The organism is Vibrio sp. SCSIO 43135 (assembly GCF_023716665.1).
In the GTDB taxonomy this organism is placed as follows: Bacteria; Pseudomonadota; Gammaproteobacteria; order Enterobacterales; family Vibrionaceae; genus Vibrio; species Vibrio paucivorans.
In genome coordinates this window covers 233,624-247,629 of record NZ_CP071860.1, presented here as the reverse complement: position 1 = coordinate 247,629, position 14,006 = coordinate 233,624, and the positions used below count along the sequence as shown (strand labels likewise).

Here is a 14,006-nt window from a genome sequence, read left to right as displayed (position 1 = left end):
AAAAGCCGCCTCCTTATGGGCGGCTTTTAATCTTGTTATCTACAGCTATATACTCGCTACTCTTCTCTCAATCGCTCAAAATAATCATAAATAAGCGAGTTATAGCGGCCATCTTGTTTCATTTCGAACAGCACTTGATCAATGTTCTTGAGAAGTTCTGAATGGTTTCTTAGTTTGGAGAACGCAATAAAGCTTTGGGTAGCGTCGATGGATGGGGATAAGATTTCTAGCTGCTCTTCCAACTTTTCTTTTACCAAAATACTTCGCGCACCGAATTCGTTGTTTACCCATAAGTCGGCAACTTGTTCATTGATAAGGCGAGCACATTCACTTGCACTCTCGCGACGAATAACCTCTTTGAAGCGGCCACCAGCAATTCTTTGATCGACCGCTTTACCATAACTGACTTTATTCACCACGCACAAAGTAAACTGGGAGGAGTTGGCGAACATAGCGATTCGCGGGGAAATGTCACGCCCTTTCAAGCTGACTAGGCTAATGTTTTGCATAAACAACATTTGAGAACTGTAATCAGCAAACTGTTCCCGTTGGCGATTTTTGAATATGGTGAAGATGCCATCGGTACCACCACTTTCGACTAACTTCAACGCTTCAGCCCAAGGCATTACCGTGATAGTTACCGGTTGTTCTAACTCAGCAAACACATAGCGAACTAAATCGACCGCAACGCCCGAGACGCGGTCTTCTTTTTGCTCAATATAAGGAGGATAGTCGAGTGTCACGAGTTCAATTGGCTCTGCCGCTACCAATTGACTGACCTGTAACAAAGCTGCGACAGCAAACAGTCGTAAACCAATCATGCCACCTCCCTACTCAAGCTAGTGTTAAGTATAGAGGCAATCTGAAAAAGAACAGTAAAAGCCTATGCTACGTCCAAGCGCTCAATATTGGAGTTTTTGTAAGCTTTCTTATCTTCGTACATTCGATGATCTGATAACGCAATAAACTCTTCCAATTGCTGATAGCTTTCTATCTCATCCACTAAGCACCCACCGACACTACTGGTTATTTTGGTGCCGTGAATCATGAAGCTCCCCTCAGAGCAATGCCCTTTGATGCGTGCGATTAATACTTGAAGCTCTTCTTCACTAGTCATGTCGTTGGCGATGATCAAAAACTCGTCGCCGCCATATCGGATGATCCAATCGGTCGATTTCACGTTATCTTTGATGGTTTTAGCAATGTGCTGAATGGCTAAGTCACCGACCTTATGGCCAAAGGAATCGTTAATTTTCTTAATACCATTACCATCGACAAACAACACCGCTGCATTTGAGATTTTTCCGCCGTTGAGAAAGAATTTGCGAATATAACTTTTGGTATACACCCCTGTCAGCTCGTCTTTCTGACTTTCCAGTTCAGCAGCTAACGATCTTAAATAACGGGCATACGCAAAGCCAAACATTCTTACTAGAGCCACAGAGACAACAAACAAAACCGCCAACCATACTGCATTGTCTTCTAACACACTCATTACATAGACTCGAGACTCCATAATGGCGCGTGGAGACATAATGTAGTTATCTGAGAAATACAGTTTGGCATCGTCACCTTGCTCTCTGTTGGACGCCACATTGATGTACCCTCGGCCCGTATCTTCGGTGTGAAAGTAAAAGTCCTGTGATAAGAAGATATCTGAGGACAAATCTGCAATAAGTTCACCTTCGATGATGACGGGTGTAGAAACGGTAAGTACTTGCTTACCCGTTAGAATATCTTTGTAAAACTTAGAGATGATAAATCTATCACCTAGGCTTGATATCCCACGTGTACATTTATAGGTTTCTTGACAATTGATACTGTCATTCCTTGGTGCGCGGATTGGACGAACTTCTTGATCTGTCATGACCAAACTAGAATTATCTAGATAGCCACGATAATAAAAATCCGTATTTTGAGCCTGTCGACCTGCATGTGAACTGTATATTTTGGCAAGATGGAAGATAGGCGCGCTAATGCCCCCTTGTTTGTCCCCTGTTCGAAGAAAACCAAAATTCTTGTCTTCCATTAGTGCACGAACATCTTCATCCTGTATGGAAACGCTGGTTTGGGACTCTAGCGCTTCTGTGAGCTCCGTAGATAGTACGAGTAGCCTGGTTGAGAGATTGTGCACTTCACTCTCTAGCTCTGTTTGATAAGAGAATTGCTGTTCGACCTTTCTGTCGAGGCTATAGACAAACGCAAACGCTACAATCGCCGCAGACAAAAGCAACGAAACTAGCCACGCCAGCCAACGCATTTTAAAGCTATAAAGTGCATGCAACCGATTAATACTCATTTGCCCAACTACCCTTACCGTTCAACATAGAAGCTTCGCTCAACTTACCTCATTCAACTTACCCACTTCAGAAATTGAACTATTACACATACAGGCGATAAGGTTACTTCGATATGAAACGAGACTTTTACCCTTTTACGCCACTAATGACATTTCACTCTTTAAGAGTATGAATCCATCTTTCGAGCCAGCGAGCCAAGATCTCGTATAGCTTGTTTTACATTTTCAAAGACGAGATCTTGCTTGTCAGACGCTTACACGCTTGAAATTAAACCGTGAGACATGTCACAGTAGGAAAAACTAAATCTCAACAAAGAGTGAGGTCTCACATGCTCAACATAGCTTTTTTCAGCACCAAGAATTACGACGAAACGTCATTTGACAATGCCAACCAAAATCCCAATATTGAGTGTCATTTCCATGACTTCCGTCTCAATGCAAAAACAGCTCAAATGGCCGCAGGTAGCCAAGTTGTTTGTGCGTTTGTAAACGACAACCTTTCTCGCCCAGTCTTAGAAATCCTTGCTGACGTCGGCGTTAAGCTAATTGCCATGCGCTGCGCAGGCTTCGATAAGGTTGACCTTGAAGCAGCTAAAGCGCTTGGATTACAGGTAGTTCGAGTACCCGCTTATTCACCTGAGGCGGTCGCAGAGCACGCCGTTGGCATGATGATGTGTTTAAACCGCCGATTACATAAAGCCTACCAACGTACCCGTGATGCTAACTTTTCTTTAGATGGACTGGTTGGATTCAACTTCTTTGGTAAAACTGTCGGTGTCGTGGGCTCAGGAAAAATTGGCATGGCCGCGATGCGCATTTTCAAAGGTCTAGGCATGAACATCCTGTGTTTTGACCCGTATGAAAACCCATTGGCCATCGAACTGGGTGCTAAATACTGCTCGATCGATGAGCTGTTTGCTCAATCCGACATTATTTCTCTGCACTGCCCATTAACAGCAGAAAATAAGCACCTACTTAATGAACAAGCGTTCGATAAGATGAAAGACGGCGTGATGATCATTAATACCAGCCGCGGCAAGTTGCTTGATTCTGCGGCGGCGATTGAAGCGCTAAAAAAAGGAAAAATTGGTGCTCTTGGCCTTGATGTTTACGACAACGAAAAAGATCTGTTCTTCCAAGACAAATCGAATGACATCATCGTTGACGACGTATTCCGTAGGCTGTCGGCATGCCACAACGTGCTGTTTACCGGCCACCAAGCGTTTTTAACTAATGAAGCACTGCACAACATCGCTACAACCACACTAAACAGCATTGATGCTTTCTTTGCAGGTCAAAAGTCGGGAAATGAACTCATCAACGACTAAATAAAAACGCGAAAAAAGGCCGCAGGGAATGCGGCCAAAAGTAGGACAAATGTTATAGGACGTAAATGGAAAGGGTTGGGATTACTGAAGGTAAGCGTTCAGCATCCACATCAATTTTTCTTGCTCACCAATGTAGTCACCCATTAATGCAGCCGTACCTTCATCATCGGCTTCACCCGCTTGTTCAAGTAGTTGGCGCTCTTTCTTAAGTAATACGCTAAATCCACTCACCAAACCTTGCACACATTCCACACCCGAAGTTGCATTTAGGTGCTCGCGAATTTCACTTGCTTCTAGGTAGCGGCTAAAGCTGTGGTCTGGCGTAAAGCCTAGTGTGAGAATTCGTTCTGCAAGTTCGTCGATCTTGGTTTGTAGATCGGTGTAAATCTCTTCAAATTTGACGTGTAATTCGAAAAACTGCTGACCTTTAATATTCCAGTGATAACCGCGTGTGTTCATATACAGAACTTGGTATAGCGCTAATAAGTGGTTCAGTTCACCAGCAAGATCTTGTGCTTTTTCGTTATCTAGGCCAATTAAATTTGTTTGATTAGTCATACCGACACTCCTTGGAACAGGGTTAATTTGATTAAGAGCTTTTCTCTCTTTGATGGTTGTAGTTTATGCAACCCCATCAGATAGATAAAACCGTTTAAACCTATTCATTTGATAGTGAAAACCAATCAAGACTTCACACACCTATCCAAGCTCAGAGCATTAACTACAAGCCAAAAAATTACCCTCAAAGCCTTAGACCTACCACTACCACAGCGCTCGACGCCGTTATAGAAAATTTATTTTTTTTATTGCCTTTTGAATCCACCACTACTGGTTAAGCATTGCCGCTGTTCACAACATTATTCCTATACATCGTGAAGACGGCTCAATAGCTCAGATATTCACTAACAACGTTTGGCTCTCTACTCAGTAACAAGTTACTGATCAATACGAAAACATTATGGAGACACCCATATGTGGGTTCATTGTTTTAGGCTGTGCGCAGCCGTGCTTTTTATCCTAAATTCCGCACTGTGGCTTATTTTGCAGATGGAGGGATTAGATCCGCTTGAATACCTAACCAGTATTGTTTCGGAGTTTGATCTATGAGCCGTGGTTATATACCTAAGGAGCATAGGGAACGCAGAGCTGTGCGCCGCAAGTGTATTCAATCTGTGCTAAAGCACGGCTATATTTCTTTGGAAACGCTTTCGGCTAACTCGATGCGAAAGCCTGCTAAGTATGAATTGGAGCACGGATTCAATCCAGCGAAAGTGCCGTTACTTCCTATAAACGCCAAAATGGAGCTTATGTTTCTATTGAGAACCATCGACGATGCCGTACTTAAAGCAAAAGGCGAAGTCTTCAGTCCTATCCTGCAACATAAAACCATGGCTGTTAGTGACTAACAGCCATGGTCAGTTTGTTAACGTTTAATGCAGGTTAAGCCACTTTCACCATTTACGATGTCATATCGCAACTGCCCCTCATAAACAACGTCAGAATCACACTCGTAGTAGCTAATTCCATCGGTGTAGCCGATTTTCTCAATGACATCGCCAGGCTTGATATCAATGGCAGGATTGGTAAGGAACTCATCATCACCCCAGTACAAACGTGTTGTACTAGGATTTAGCCAACCGTAGAAAGAGTCAGCAAACCAATCCGTAGTTTGAACAGAATCGAAAGCAGGATAGAAATATTGCCCTGTAGAGTTGGTGATGGAAATATAGGTATCCTCATAGTGAATGGTACAAGTTCTCACACCAGCCTTAGAGTCAGACTCTGTTAACTCAGCAATTACCGGACCTCGGAAAATCACATCGCCACAATCTACGTTTTCTCCAGCATAATTAAAACCAACTGCACGAGTACTACCCGGAGTGACATCGTTATTGATCATCTCAGCTGAGCTCTCGGTAAACTCCGTTGAGAAGTTCATAGGGGTAGTACCGATGCTGGCCCAAGCACCTGAACCATCTTCGACTAAATCTCCGGCGGACTGGCCTGAGTCGGTGTTATTCAGGTAGTACAGGTGGAAGCTCCCCACCCTAGCCGTCGTACAGTGCGCTCCGTCATTGTTAGACACCGGGGTATTGGTATCACCCACTTTTTCGTAGTCGTTTAGGTTATCAACGTTAACTTTGTACACTGAACCATTGTTATTGCTTACGTAGAGGTAGCTGGAATCAGCTTCAGCGTAAGCGCCTCCCCAGCTGTGGTTACTTTCTGAGTTAAAAAATGGCGCATTACCTACCACTTCAAAACTTGCCGAGCCACTAGTTTCGGTGAACTTAACCACTTGTCCAGCTTCATTCAAACCGTAAGCCGCTGCCACGTTTCCGGAAGACTTACTTGGCATGAACGCCATATCCGGTGCAAAGTTACCGGTTGCCCCTAGTAAAGGAGTCCAAGTTAACGACTCAAGATCCAACTTGTACGAGATTTGGTCGTTAAACAAATAAAGTGAGTCGTTGTATACGTCGCCAGAGACCGTATTAAAGTCTGGGTCTGGTAGCAAAGAGTCAATGATCTCAACGGCAGCACTGCCACTATCGAGGTTTCTAATCCTCACCGCTTTCTTTTGATTTTTATCCCATCCATAGAGATACCCATCGGCATCTCTATGACCGATTGCCTGCAATTCGTTCGGGTACGGATTTCCTTGCCATAGCGAAACAAATTCGCTTTCATCCCCATAAGGGTTGAAACGAATCAAGTCACTATTTCCATTTCCTTGAACCAAGTAAGAAAAGCCATTGCATTGGAACTGATCCGGTGATTCGTTGGGCATCACAGTGACTAAACCACTATTGCGATCCAAAAACTCTCTGGATTGCTCGACACATTTTTCAGAGTGTGGATTATTTTTACAGGTCTGAGCTATCGATTCACATTGCAGTCTATCGCTCCCTGAATATACATCACAACGTTCTGCTGCTATCGATACACCACTAAAAAAAGTAATACTAAGAACCACTGCTGTACGTGTATTTTTAATCATCATTATTGAACTCTCATTAATATTTTTTGTTACCACTACTAGCTAATCCACATCGGCAATAAATATAAATAAATTACATATGAATAAGCTGGCTTTCAGTTTTAAAAAGAAACGAGCCTTAGAGCTCTATTTACTGGTAATAACAAGAGTGTGATTGCAAATTCATGAACGCTGTTTTAGACGTATCCAGTGTCACCGGTGGGCAGTAAGCGTAACCATTTCCACCATCAACCCCCCTCACAGTATTAAGGTAAGTCCCTACAGCAAAGCTCACATACGCCGATGCTCCAGGGCCAACAGTTCTAACTTCATAATAATCTGGACCAATCATTTCCACATATGCTTCAGTGGTACTGTTATTGACAATATTAAGAGTTACATCAGAACGTGGATATTCTTTGATTTCCATTTGGTCCAGTTTCAATTGCGCTTCTTCTTTAGATATTGCTGCATAGACAGGCAGGCTAGCTAAAGAAATCAGACATAGAGAGGATAGTATTTTTTTCATATTTATTACCTTGTTTATAAATTAAAAACCCAACTTCGTTGAGAAGCATTAATTTTCGGCGACTATCTATATCCAATACCTAATCAATTAAATATCCTACAAAAAACAAGTAAAATAAAAACCCGATAAATAACGGTTTCATGGACTAATTACAAATATTCAACACGATCCCTCACTCCTTTACTTTCCAACTTGAGGGGTAAAAAAAATAGTACTAAACAAACAACTCCCGAAATGATTAGGAGTCATCATGTACAAACTTACTTCTTGCTTGGCAATTGCTAGCTACATCACGTTTCCTGCTCTCGCAGCAGATTCGGTTCCAATTACGCAGGCTTTCAGCGGCCTCGAAACGATTTCCAGTACTGAGTATTTCGCGGTATACGATGAGAAGCACACCCTTGGCAACGACCCCGACACAGAACCTCCGCGATTCAGTGTGATCGTCAACAATGGTGAAGGGCAACTCATGGTCAATGACATCGATAACAGTAAAGTAGACTATGGCAACCAGCTACCTGCTAACGATCTCGAAGGCATTTGTCGACTGAGTGACAACCATTATGTGGCTCTGGAAAGTAGCTATTATCAGGGTAACTATGGCCGGCTGCTGGTACTCGATTACACGCCGGCCAATCAGCAGCAAACTATTACTATTAAAGCTGCCATTGATCTTCCAACTCAGGACGGGCTCAATTTCGAAGGGATTGCATGTGAAGAGTCGATCGTTGGCGAGAGTTACAACATCATGATTGGCGATAGGAACAGCGGCCAACTTTGGCTAAGCAAGATACTCAAAGAACAATTCGACTACGGGGTACTGGCGCCTTTTCATCAGGTAACGACAGTAGATACTAGCTCACTAAATGGAAGCATAAACCGACCTATTTCAGAGTTGCATTCACTGAATGGCAAAATTTATGGTTTCGCTACCTTCGACGACGGAGATCCAGCCTCATTCAGATCGGTGCTTTATCAACTTGATATTGACCTGACTGACGAATCACAAATTACTAACTTACCTCCTACGGTAGTGAGTGAGCAAATTATCACGACGGAAGGCAATAAAATGGAAGGGCTTACAGCTCTCTCCTCAACCCTGTTGCTCGGTAGCAGCGATAACGATGGAACCAGCAATCTATTAAACTCCTACCCGATTGAAGACTAGCGCTGTACACACTAAACCTTAGAAAGTCCCAATAAACAGCCACTTCTAACTGAGAAGTGGCTTAGTAATCTACAAGGGGATAAATAACCTAATGGCACAAGGTGAATGAAATCATCTTGAGTCCTCGTATAGAAAGGCTCGCTCTAATAATCAATCCCTTCATAGCAGCCATTACTATCGCACGTCAGGCCTACTTTGTTCGATATATGGCCATAATAAATCACCTCTTCCGTGACATTATCGGTAACGAAGGCATCGACATACTCGATATCTTCAGTCACGTTCCCAGCAATAAATGCCGTCGTCCAACCGTTTAGATAGTTTCTATAGTAGTCGTAAGGCGTTCCACCCGCTAAGTAGACCGATAACGAATGCCCTGTCGCATTATAGATCGGAAGGCATGTTTCTTTGGCTCCTAAAGGAAAACCCTCATCATCGTTATTACACAGGTCATACGGACCTTCTGCCATTATGTGCCAACCATCTATATCAATGATTTCTGCAGAAGCAAACTTGGGCAACAATGAGATTAAAGCGATTAATAAAACAAGCATGGGTATTATACATCTCCAAAATAAAAGGGAGCATATGGGAGTACAAATATAGCCGTAATGAAACAAAATAATAATTAACAAATACAATAACAATACAAGAACTGGACTAGTAACCTAGTATAAAAGTCAAATCCCTCCCAAAAAATACCTTCATACAAATCGCTAAAATCAATGAATGTAAGAATAATGCACATATAATAATCATCTATAATAAAACCGTAAACCGACGCAGTTAATGAGATTTAATTTTGATGTTTAAATCTATAAATAACTAAAAATCACACTTAGTATTAAAACAAAGTTAATAAAACATTAAATTATTACAAAACAACAACTTAAATAAAAAATAGAAACAAGGCACTTACAATTACACATAAAACATCCCATTAAAACACAATCATAAAACATGACCTATTTGCATCAATGTAATTTAACTGGTTTCATAATAACGAGACCAGAGAGAGGCGGTTTACCGCACTTATTACAGGGACGATGAATCTGGTCTCGTTTCGTTATTTGTCTGCGTCCAATACCTAGTGCAGACGGCTAATCCCACCCCCAAGTTCCTCGGCGGTATCTGCTTGGGGAGTGGGATATTTTTTTAAGGCTTACGACTAAAAATATTCAATAACAACGTCATATCAAATAGGAAAATAAAAATGGCTGAAATTTATCATCAAGTGGGTATTAAGGCGCCCATAGACAAAATTCATGAGTATTTAACGACTGAGCACGGTATTAAAGCTTGGTGGACCGATTGCAAACTTGTTGACAGTGCAGGGTCTACCTATGTCGTTTTATACATTCAAGAGCACATGTACCACATGGAGGTATACAGCAATGGGCCAGACAGTATTACCTGGCAGCCGATCGTTATCGATGGTGATGAGGTCGAGACTGGTAACTGGGCCAACACTTGGATTAATTTCTCTCTTTCAAAAGAAAAATCTCAGACGATAGTGAATTTTATCCATCAAGGCTGGGATAAGGCTGGTTCGAGCTTCTCTGCTGTTTCAACCAAATGGGCAGTGTTTCTCTTGAGCCTAAAAGAAGCGGTCGAATCTGGGGTTGGACGACCTTACCCAAATGACATTCAGATCAATCACTATTAAGGAGTCACATGAACATCCACACATTATGTCCTTACCTTAGGATTCCAGGTCAATGTGAAGAAGCATTTAACTTTTATGCGCACGTACTAAACGGAACAATTAAAGATAAACACTACTTCAAGCAATCACCTATGCAAGATCAAGTAGATAGCAGAGCCAACTGGCAGGATAAATTATTGCATATCGAAATGAAGTGTCAGGGTTTCACCTTAATGGGCTCCGACGGCTTTCCTGAACAAAAAGGGCAGCCAAGCGATAACATCACTCTCGTGGTATCGGTTGAACAACCTCAAGAAGCCATCAACATATTCCAAAGCTTTTCTGCGAAAGGTGACGTTATCATGCCAATACAGAAGACCTTTTGGGCTCAACAATATGGCATTGTGCAAGACCACTTTGGTATCACTTGGAACATCAATTGCCACTAAATCCTCTCGTAGGCTCAGAACATCCACCTACATTTAGTTCTCGGGCCTACATTTCTTCCTTTCTAACAACATCGCCACAAAATACTTAAACCAAATAGTGAATCGATTCACCCTTTTATTATTGTCACGCCAGTTATTTCTGTATCGATAATTCTAGCCGCCTCAAAACTCACCGTTCTACAGTCATGAAATGCTATCAGTCCACATTTGATGCAGTGCTTTTTCAAAACAGATGCCATGTGCTTCGCTAACAACGCGAAATATACTTTAACTTCGTTTACTACCCTTAAACAAAAACTCGCTCATAAGGGGCTTAAACATCTAATGAGCGAGAATAAGAAGTTAGCGACGTCTAGCGATCTATAAGAAGCATTAGAGCAACAGGTTAGAATATATAGCGTTTATCCTCGTTATCACTTCGGTTAAACGGATCATCAACACAGATAACCGCCAAGTGAACCCAATCTTCAACATCGTAAGGGTTACCATCTATATACTGTGAGTAGTGACCAGATTCTGATTCATCCACCGTCCAGTAGTGCATGTGATAGTAAGGCCACCCATAGGCTAAACTGATATTGGCATATGGATACGTTAATGAATTTAACTCCTGTCCTGAATGTGGCAGCCTTTGTCCCCGGTTTTGGCAAATGCTATTCGCTTCACTCCAAGTTTTTAGCGCCCATTCTGTCCATGGCACCCGTTCATCATGGTAACAATGCTCCGAGTTGTGACAGACTACCGGTCGATGAAAGTGCTCAACTTGCGCTAATGAAGGCGGAGTCGTTGTTAATGTGATGGTATTGTCGCTAGTTACTTGTTCGAACTCAGCAGATACATCAGTCTGTTGGTTAGTCCCTTCGATGGCCGTGTATTTGTTCTCGTAGCGCTCAAACGCATTAGGATTGGTATTATCCCACGTAACAAGATCAGTGATGTCTTGTTGTACATCGCCTCCCTTGCCATCGCTATAGTGTCCGGTTGCGACAAAATACCGATATTGATCCCGCGGGACATCCAAAGGCAAATTGTGGTGGTTATCCATAGCGATATGGATCGACAGTAACTCTCCTTTTTCAACCCCAATATCCTTTGAGTCATCCTTGCTGGTTTGTTCTGGGTTCAAAAATTCAAAATCGGTAGAGCTCGCCGTTGCGGTCACGGTAGACTGACTCCCTGCGCTTCCTGTCGCATCAAATAGGCCAGGTATATCTCCGTCTTCAGTCAGTGCTGAGCCTGTACTACTCCAGTCCACTTCATTGGTGATTTCCTCTTTAACAAAATCGCCATCTTGGTAGAAGAAGGTCCCATAAGCATGAAACTGCATTGAATGAAACTGAATAACGGACTCACTGTCTGGGTCGCTTTGTACTTCCACTTTTTTCAGGTTTGCCATTCTCACATTTAGCGGTGAAGACGCACTATCACCATCATATTGAGCAGTAACGACACAACTTTCTTCCCCCTGTGGACTGCCTATTGCTCTGATGCTTCTTCCTTCGATAATCAGATCCGCGCAGTCGACTGAAAACTGAGTATCATCCGTGACATCTAAGTCAAAAGTCTCTCCCCCTTGACCATTTTCACTAATGTCTCCTTTAAAACTTGCGATCGTAGAAAGCTCTCTAAATTGCCCTTGATGGATATAGTCAACACTTTCATCGTTGTAAAGTGGGCTTACAGTCATACTCACACCAAGTAAAACCCCATCAGTAATACGAGCATCCAAAGTACTGCTCGTACTGCCATATTCTATTGAGATGGTGGCAATGTCGCCACTCTCGCCAATCGCTCTCAGCTTTTCTTGACGCAGGTTTTCAGATGTCAATTGGAAGCTATTTGAACTCACGGTTGCAGTAACATCACCGGCAGCAAGTTTGTGTAAAACATCGCCATTACTCCACACCACATCAAAATCTAAAAGAGCATATAAACCTTGAGGCAACTCAATCTCATGTAAATCTCCCTTAGTGCTCACTTGATTGATCAACAAACGTTGTTCCTGCACTGTTTCAATGTCGAATGTATCTGCATTAACGCCATCTACTGAAGCCAATACAGTCGTCACTCCTTGGTAACCAATATCAGTAAAACAATTTCCGTGGGTCTCGAGATTAGATTGCCCTACCACCTGCCAACTCGCAATTGAGGTCAGATCCTTAGTAGAGCCATCGGAGTAATTGCCTGTGACCTCATAGCAAACTTGGTCATTTCTATTGATAGGTAATGTATTGAGTTTAAACGCCCCGCTTTCAAATCTAGACTCAGTTTCGGGCTTGCTAATTTGAGTTATGGATAGATGACTTAAAGTGGGCTCTACAGGGTCTACAGGGTCTACAGGGTCTACAGGGTCTACAGGGTCTACAGGGTCTACAGAAGATGTATCCCCGCTGTTGCATGCAAATAGAAACAATGAAGTTAATATTACCGCTACAATCCTCAGGGGTTTCGATAAACAAACCCATGTCGAGGTGACGCGAGTCATTCCAAGTTTGAGTGCCATATTGCTATCCTAGTATTGAGTTTTACTATCAGGCGTACTTAGGTACGAGCACTTCATAATCAATTTTCGATAGTCTGACGATGCTCCAAACCAGTCAGCAGTAAGCTCGACAAATCTCGATTCAGAGACTGATGAATAACTCCCAAAGTAACTACCGCATCATATATTGTGTGCTCATTAGGAAAGGAGGACATAAAAATAAATAAAATTTAAAATCAATATAAACAGGTAGTTATATTATTACTTCTGTTTTCTACATCGGTTTAAGCCACCTATAAGAGACGGCACTCTTGAGCCTCAACCAACCCTTTCAACACCACAGTTAGGTGTATCTACTTTGGCTGCCCTTTATTGCCTTTTATTTACGCGTTGTTATTAGCCGGAGCTATTAACCTTGACGTTTTAAAACGATAAGTAAGTAAAGTCACATGTTAGAGAGGGATCATATGATTACCAAAGTATACGGTGTACCAGCATCACCATTTGTTCGTAAAGTCACGATGGCGTTAGATTTTTACGGTGTGGAGTTTGAGTGCCTAGCTGATGTTTCCCCGGTAAATAAAACACCAGAATTCCAATCAATAAGCCCACTCGGCAAAATACCCGCGATTAAAGATGATTTGGTTTCATTGGCTGACTCTTCAGCAATCTGCCAATACTTAGACAAACGTTATGCTCAACAACAATCACTGTACCCAACCGATCCGGTGCAGTTTGCCAAAGCGTTATGGTTTGAAGAGTATGCTGATACCAAATTGCTAGAAGTATGTGGGAAAAATCTGTTCTTTGAAAAAGTCATCAAACCGAAGGTGTTTAATCAGCCAACTGACGACTCAGTAGTAAACGAAAACCTAGAGGTCGCAATGCCTGCTGTTTTACAGTATCTCAACAACCATAGCCCTATAGAAGGTTTCCTATGTGGTGAATGGAGTATTGCGGATATCGCGATAGGCAGCCAGTTTTTAAATGCTCGTTACGCAGGTTTCCACGTTAATGAACAACTCTACCCAGCATTCTCTGCTTACCTAACACGCGTACTGTCTACTGATGGTTTTATGCACGCAGAGCAATCAGACCACGTCTTCTTCAGTTGATATCTAGATAA

General features: G+C 42.4%; 13 protein-coding genes. 6 read left to right on the top strand and 7 right to left on the bottom strand.

Annotated features, from left to right (window positions below):
- Positions 1–56 precede the first annotated feature (56 nt).
- Both J4N42_RS15530 and J4N42_RS15525 read right to left on the bottom strand, forming a co-directional pair.
- Entirely contained in the window at positions 57–821 is a 765-nt protein-coding gene (locus J4N42_RS15530; protein WP_252033203.1) for a substrate-binding periplasmic protein, read from the bottom strand.
- Positions 822–883: 62 nt separating this feature from the next.
- Positions 884–2,299, bottom strand: coding sequence for a GGDEF domain-containing protein (locus J4N42_RS15525; RefSeq protein WP_252033202.1), 1,416 nt, complete (start codon positions 2,297–2,299; stop codon positions 884–886).
- A gap of 329 nt (positions 2,300–2,628) precedes the next feature.
- Between J4N42_RS15525 and J4N42_RS15520 the strand changes: the two genes are divergently transcribed.
- Positions 2,629–3,627 (top strand): 2-hydroxyacid dehydrogenase, encoded by a 999-nt coding sequence (locus J4N42_RS15520; RefSeq protein ID WP_252033201.1) that lies wholly within the window; start codon positions 2,629–2,631, stop codon positions 3,625–3,627.
- Positions 3,628–3,708: 81 nt separating this feature from the next.
- Here J4N42_RS15520 and J4N42_RS15515 read toward each other — a convergent pair whose 3' ends face one another.
- Entirely contained in the window at positions 3,709–4,185 is a 477-nt protein-coding gene (locus J4N42_RS15515) for a Dps family protein (RefSeq protein WP_252033200.1), read from the bottom strand.
- Between the two features lie 590 nt (positions 4,186–4,775).
- On the opposite strand from J4N42_RS15515, the gene J4N42_RS15510 reads away from it, so the two are divergent.
- Positions 4,776–5,033 carry a hypothetical protein gene (locus tag J4N42_RS15510; RefSeq protein ID WP_252033199.1) on the top strand — a complete coding sequence of 86 codons (258 nt, stop codon included), beginning with the start codon at positions 4,776–4,778 and terminating at the stop codon, positions 5,031–5,033.
- Positions 5,034–5,050: 17 nt separating this feature from the next.
- On the opposite strand, the gene J4N42_RS15505 is transcribed toward J4N42_RS15510, so the two are convergent.
- Positions 5,051–6,631: a DUF6923 family protein gene (locus J4N42_RS15505; RefSeq protein ID WP_252033198.1), complete on the bottom strand. Its 1,581-nt coding sequence runs from the start codon at positions 6,629–6,631 to the stop codon at positions 5,051–5,053.
- Positions 6,632–6,758: 127 nt separating this feature from the next.
- Positions 6,759–7,136 carry a hypothetical protein gene (locus tag J4N42_RS15500; RefSeq protein WP_252033196.1) on the bottom strand — a complete coding sequence of 126 codons (378 nt, stop codon included), beginning with the start codon at positions 7,134–7,136 and terminating at the stop codon, positions 6,759–6,761.
- A 250-nt stretch (positions 7,137–7,386) separates the two neighbouring features.
- Here J4N42_RS15500 and J4N42_RS15495 point away from each other — a divergent pair, with 250 nt between their 5' ends.
- A complete protein-coding gene (locus tag J4N42_RS15495) occupies positions 7,387–8,304 on the top strand; it encodes a hypothetical protein (RefSeq protein ID WP_252033194.1) in 918 nt (305 codons plus the stop codon).
- Between the two features lie 143 nt (positions 8,305–8,447).
- On the opposite strand, the gene J4N42_RS15490 is transcribed toward J4N42_RS15495, so the two are convergent.
- Positions 8,448–8,858 (bottom strand): hypothetical protein, encoded by a 411-nt coding sequence (locus J4N42_RS15490; protein WP_252033192.1) that lies wholly within the window; start codon positions 8,856–8,858, stop codon positions 8,448–8,450.
- A gap of 659 nt (positions 8,859–9,517) precedes the next feature.
- Here J4N42_RS15490 and J4N42_RS15485 point away from each other — a divergent pair.
- Both J4N42_RS15485 and J4N42_RS15480 read left to right on the top strand, forming a co-directional pair.
- Positions 9,518–9,970: an SRPBCC family protein gene (locus J4N42_RS15485; RefSeq protein WP_252033189.1), complete on the top strand. Its 453-nt coding sequence runs from the start codon at positions 9,518–9,520 to the stop codon at positions 9,968–9,970.
- 8 nt (positions 9,971–9,978) lie between these two features.
- Positions 9,979–10,398 carry a VOC family protein gene (locus J4N42_RS15480; RefSeq protein WP_252033188.1) on the top strand — a complete coding sequence of 140 codons (420 nt, stop codon included), beginning with the start codon at positions 9,979–9,981 and terminating at the stop codon, positions 10,396–10,398.
- A gap of 385 nt (positions 10,399–10,783) precedes the next feature.
- Here the strand turns inward: J4N42_RS15480 and J4N42_RS15475 are convergent, their stop codons facing one another.
- A complete protein-coding gene (locus J4N42_RS15475) occupies positions 10,784–12,901 on the bottom strand; it encodes an adhesion domain-containing protein (RefSeq protein WP_252033186.1) in 2,118 nt (705 codons plus the stop codon).
- A 446-nt stretch (positions 12,902–13,347) separates the two neighbouring features.
- On the opposite strand from J4N42_RS15475, the gene J4N42_RS15470 reads away from it, so the two are divergent.
- Entirely contained in the window at positions 13,348–13,995 is a 648-nt protein-coding gene (locus J4N42_RS15470; RefSeq protein WP_252033183.1) for a glutathione S-transferase family protein, read from the top strand.
- The last annotated feature ends 11 nt before the right edge of the window (positions 13,996–14,006 follow it).

What these genes read in the sequence shown, in the direction of transcription:
- J4N42_RS15505 (WP_252033198.1), bottom strand. Translation starts at nt 6,631, where the DNA reads ATGATGATTAAAAATACACGTACAGCAGTGGTTCTTAGTATTACTTTT.
- J4N42_RS15530 (WP_252033203.1), bottom strand. Translation starts at nt 821, where the DNA reads ATGATTGGTTTACGACTGTTTGCTGTCGCAGCTTTGTTACAGGTCAGT.
- J4N42_RS15515 (WP_252033200.1), bottom strand. Translation starts at nt 4,185, where the DNA reads ATGACTAATCAAACAAATTTAATTGGCCTAGATAACGAAAAAGCACAA.
- J4N42_RS15490 (WP_252033192.1), bottom strand. Translation starts at nt 8,858, where the DNA reads ATGCTTGTTTTATTAATCGCTTTAATCTCATTGTTGCCCAAGTTTGCT.
- J4N42_RS15470 (WP_252033183.1), top strand. Translation starts at nt 13,348, where the DNA reads ATGATTACCAAAGTATACGGTGTACCAGCATCACCATTTGTTCGTAAA.
- J4N42_RS15520 (WP_252033201.1), top strand. Translation starts at nt 2,629, where the DNA reads ATGCTCAACATAGCTTTTTTCAGCACCAAGAATTACGACGAAACGTCA.
- J4N42_RS15485 (WP_252033189.1), top strand. Translation starts at nt 9,518, where the DNA reads ATGGCTGAAATTTATCATCAAGTGGGTATTAAGGCGCCCATAGACAAA.
- J4N42_RS15500 (WP_252033196.1), bottom strand. Translation starts at nt 7,136, where the DNA reads ATGAAAAAAATACTATCCTCTCTATGTCTGATTTCTTTAGCTAGCCTG.
- J4N42_RS15495 (WP_252033194.1), top strand. Translation starts at nt 7,387, where the DNA reads ATGTACAAACTTACTTCTTGCTTGGCAATTGCTAGCTACATCACGTTT.
- J4N42_RS15480 (WP_252033188.1), top strand. Translation starts at nt 9,979, where the DNA reads ATGAACATCCACACATTATGTCCTTACCTTAGGATTCCAGGTCAATGT.
- J4N42_RS15475 (WP_252033186.1), bottom strand. Translation starts at nt 12,901, where the DNA reads ATGGCACTCAAACTTGGAATGACTCGCGTCACCTCGACATGGGTTTGT.
- J4N42_RS15525 (WP_252033202.1), bottom strand. Translation starts at nt 2,299, where the DNA reads ATGAGTATTAATCGGTTGCATGCACTTTATAGCTTTAAAATGCGTTGG.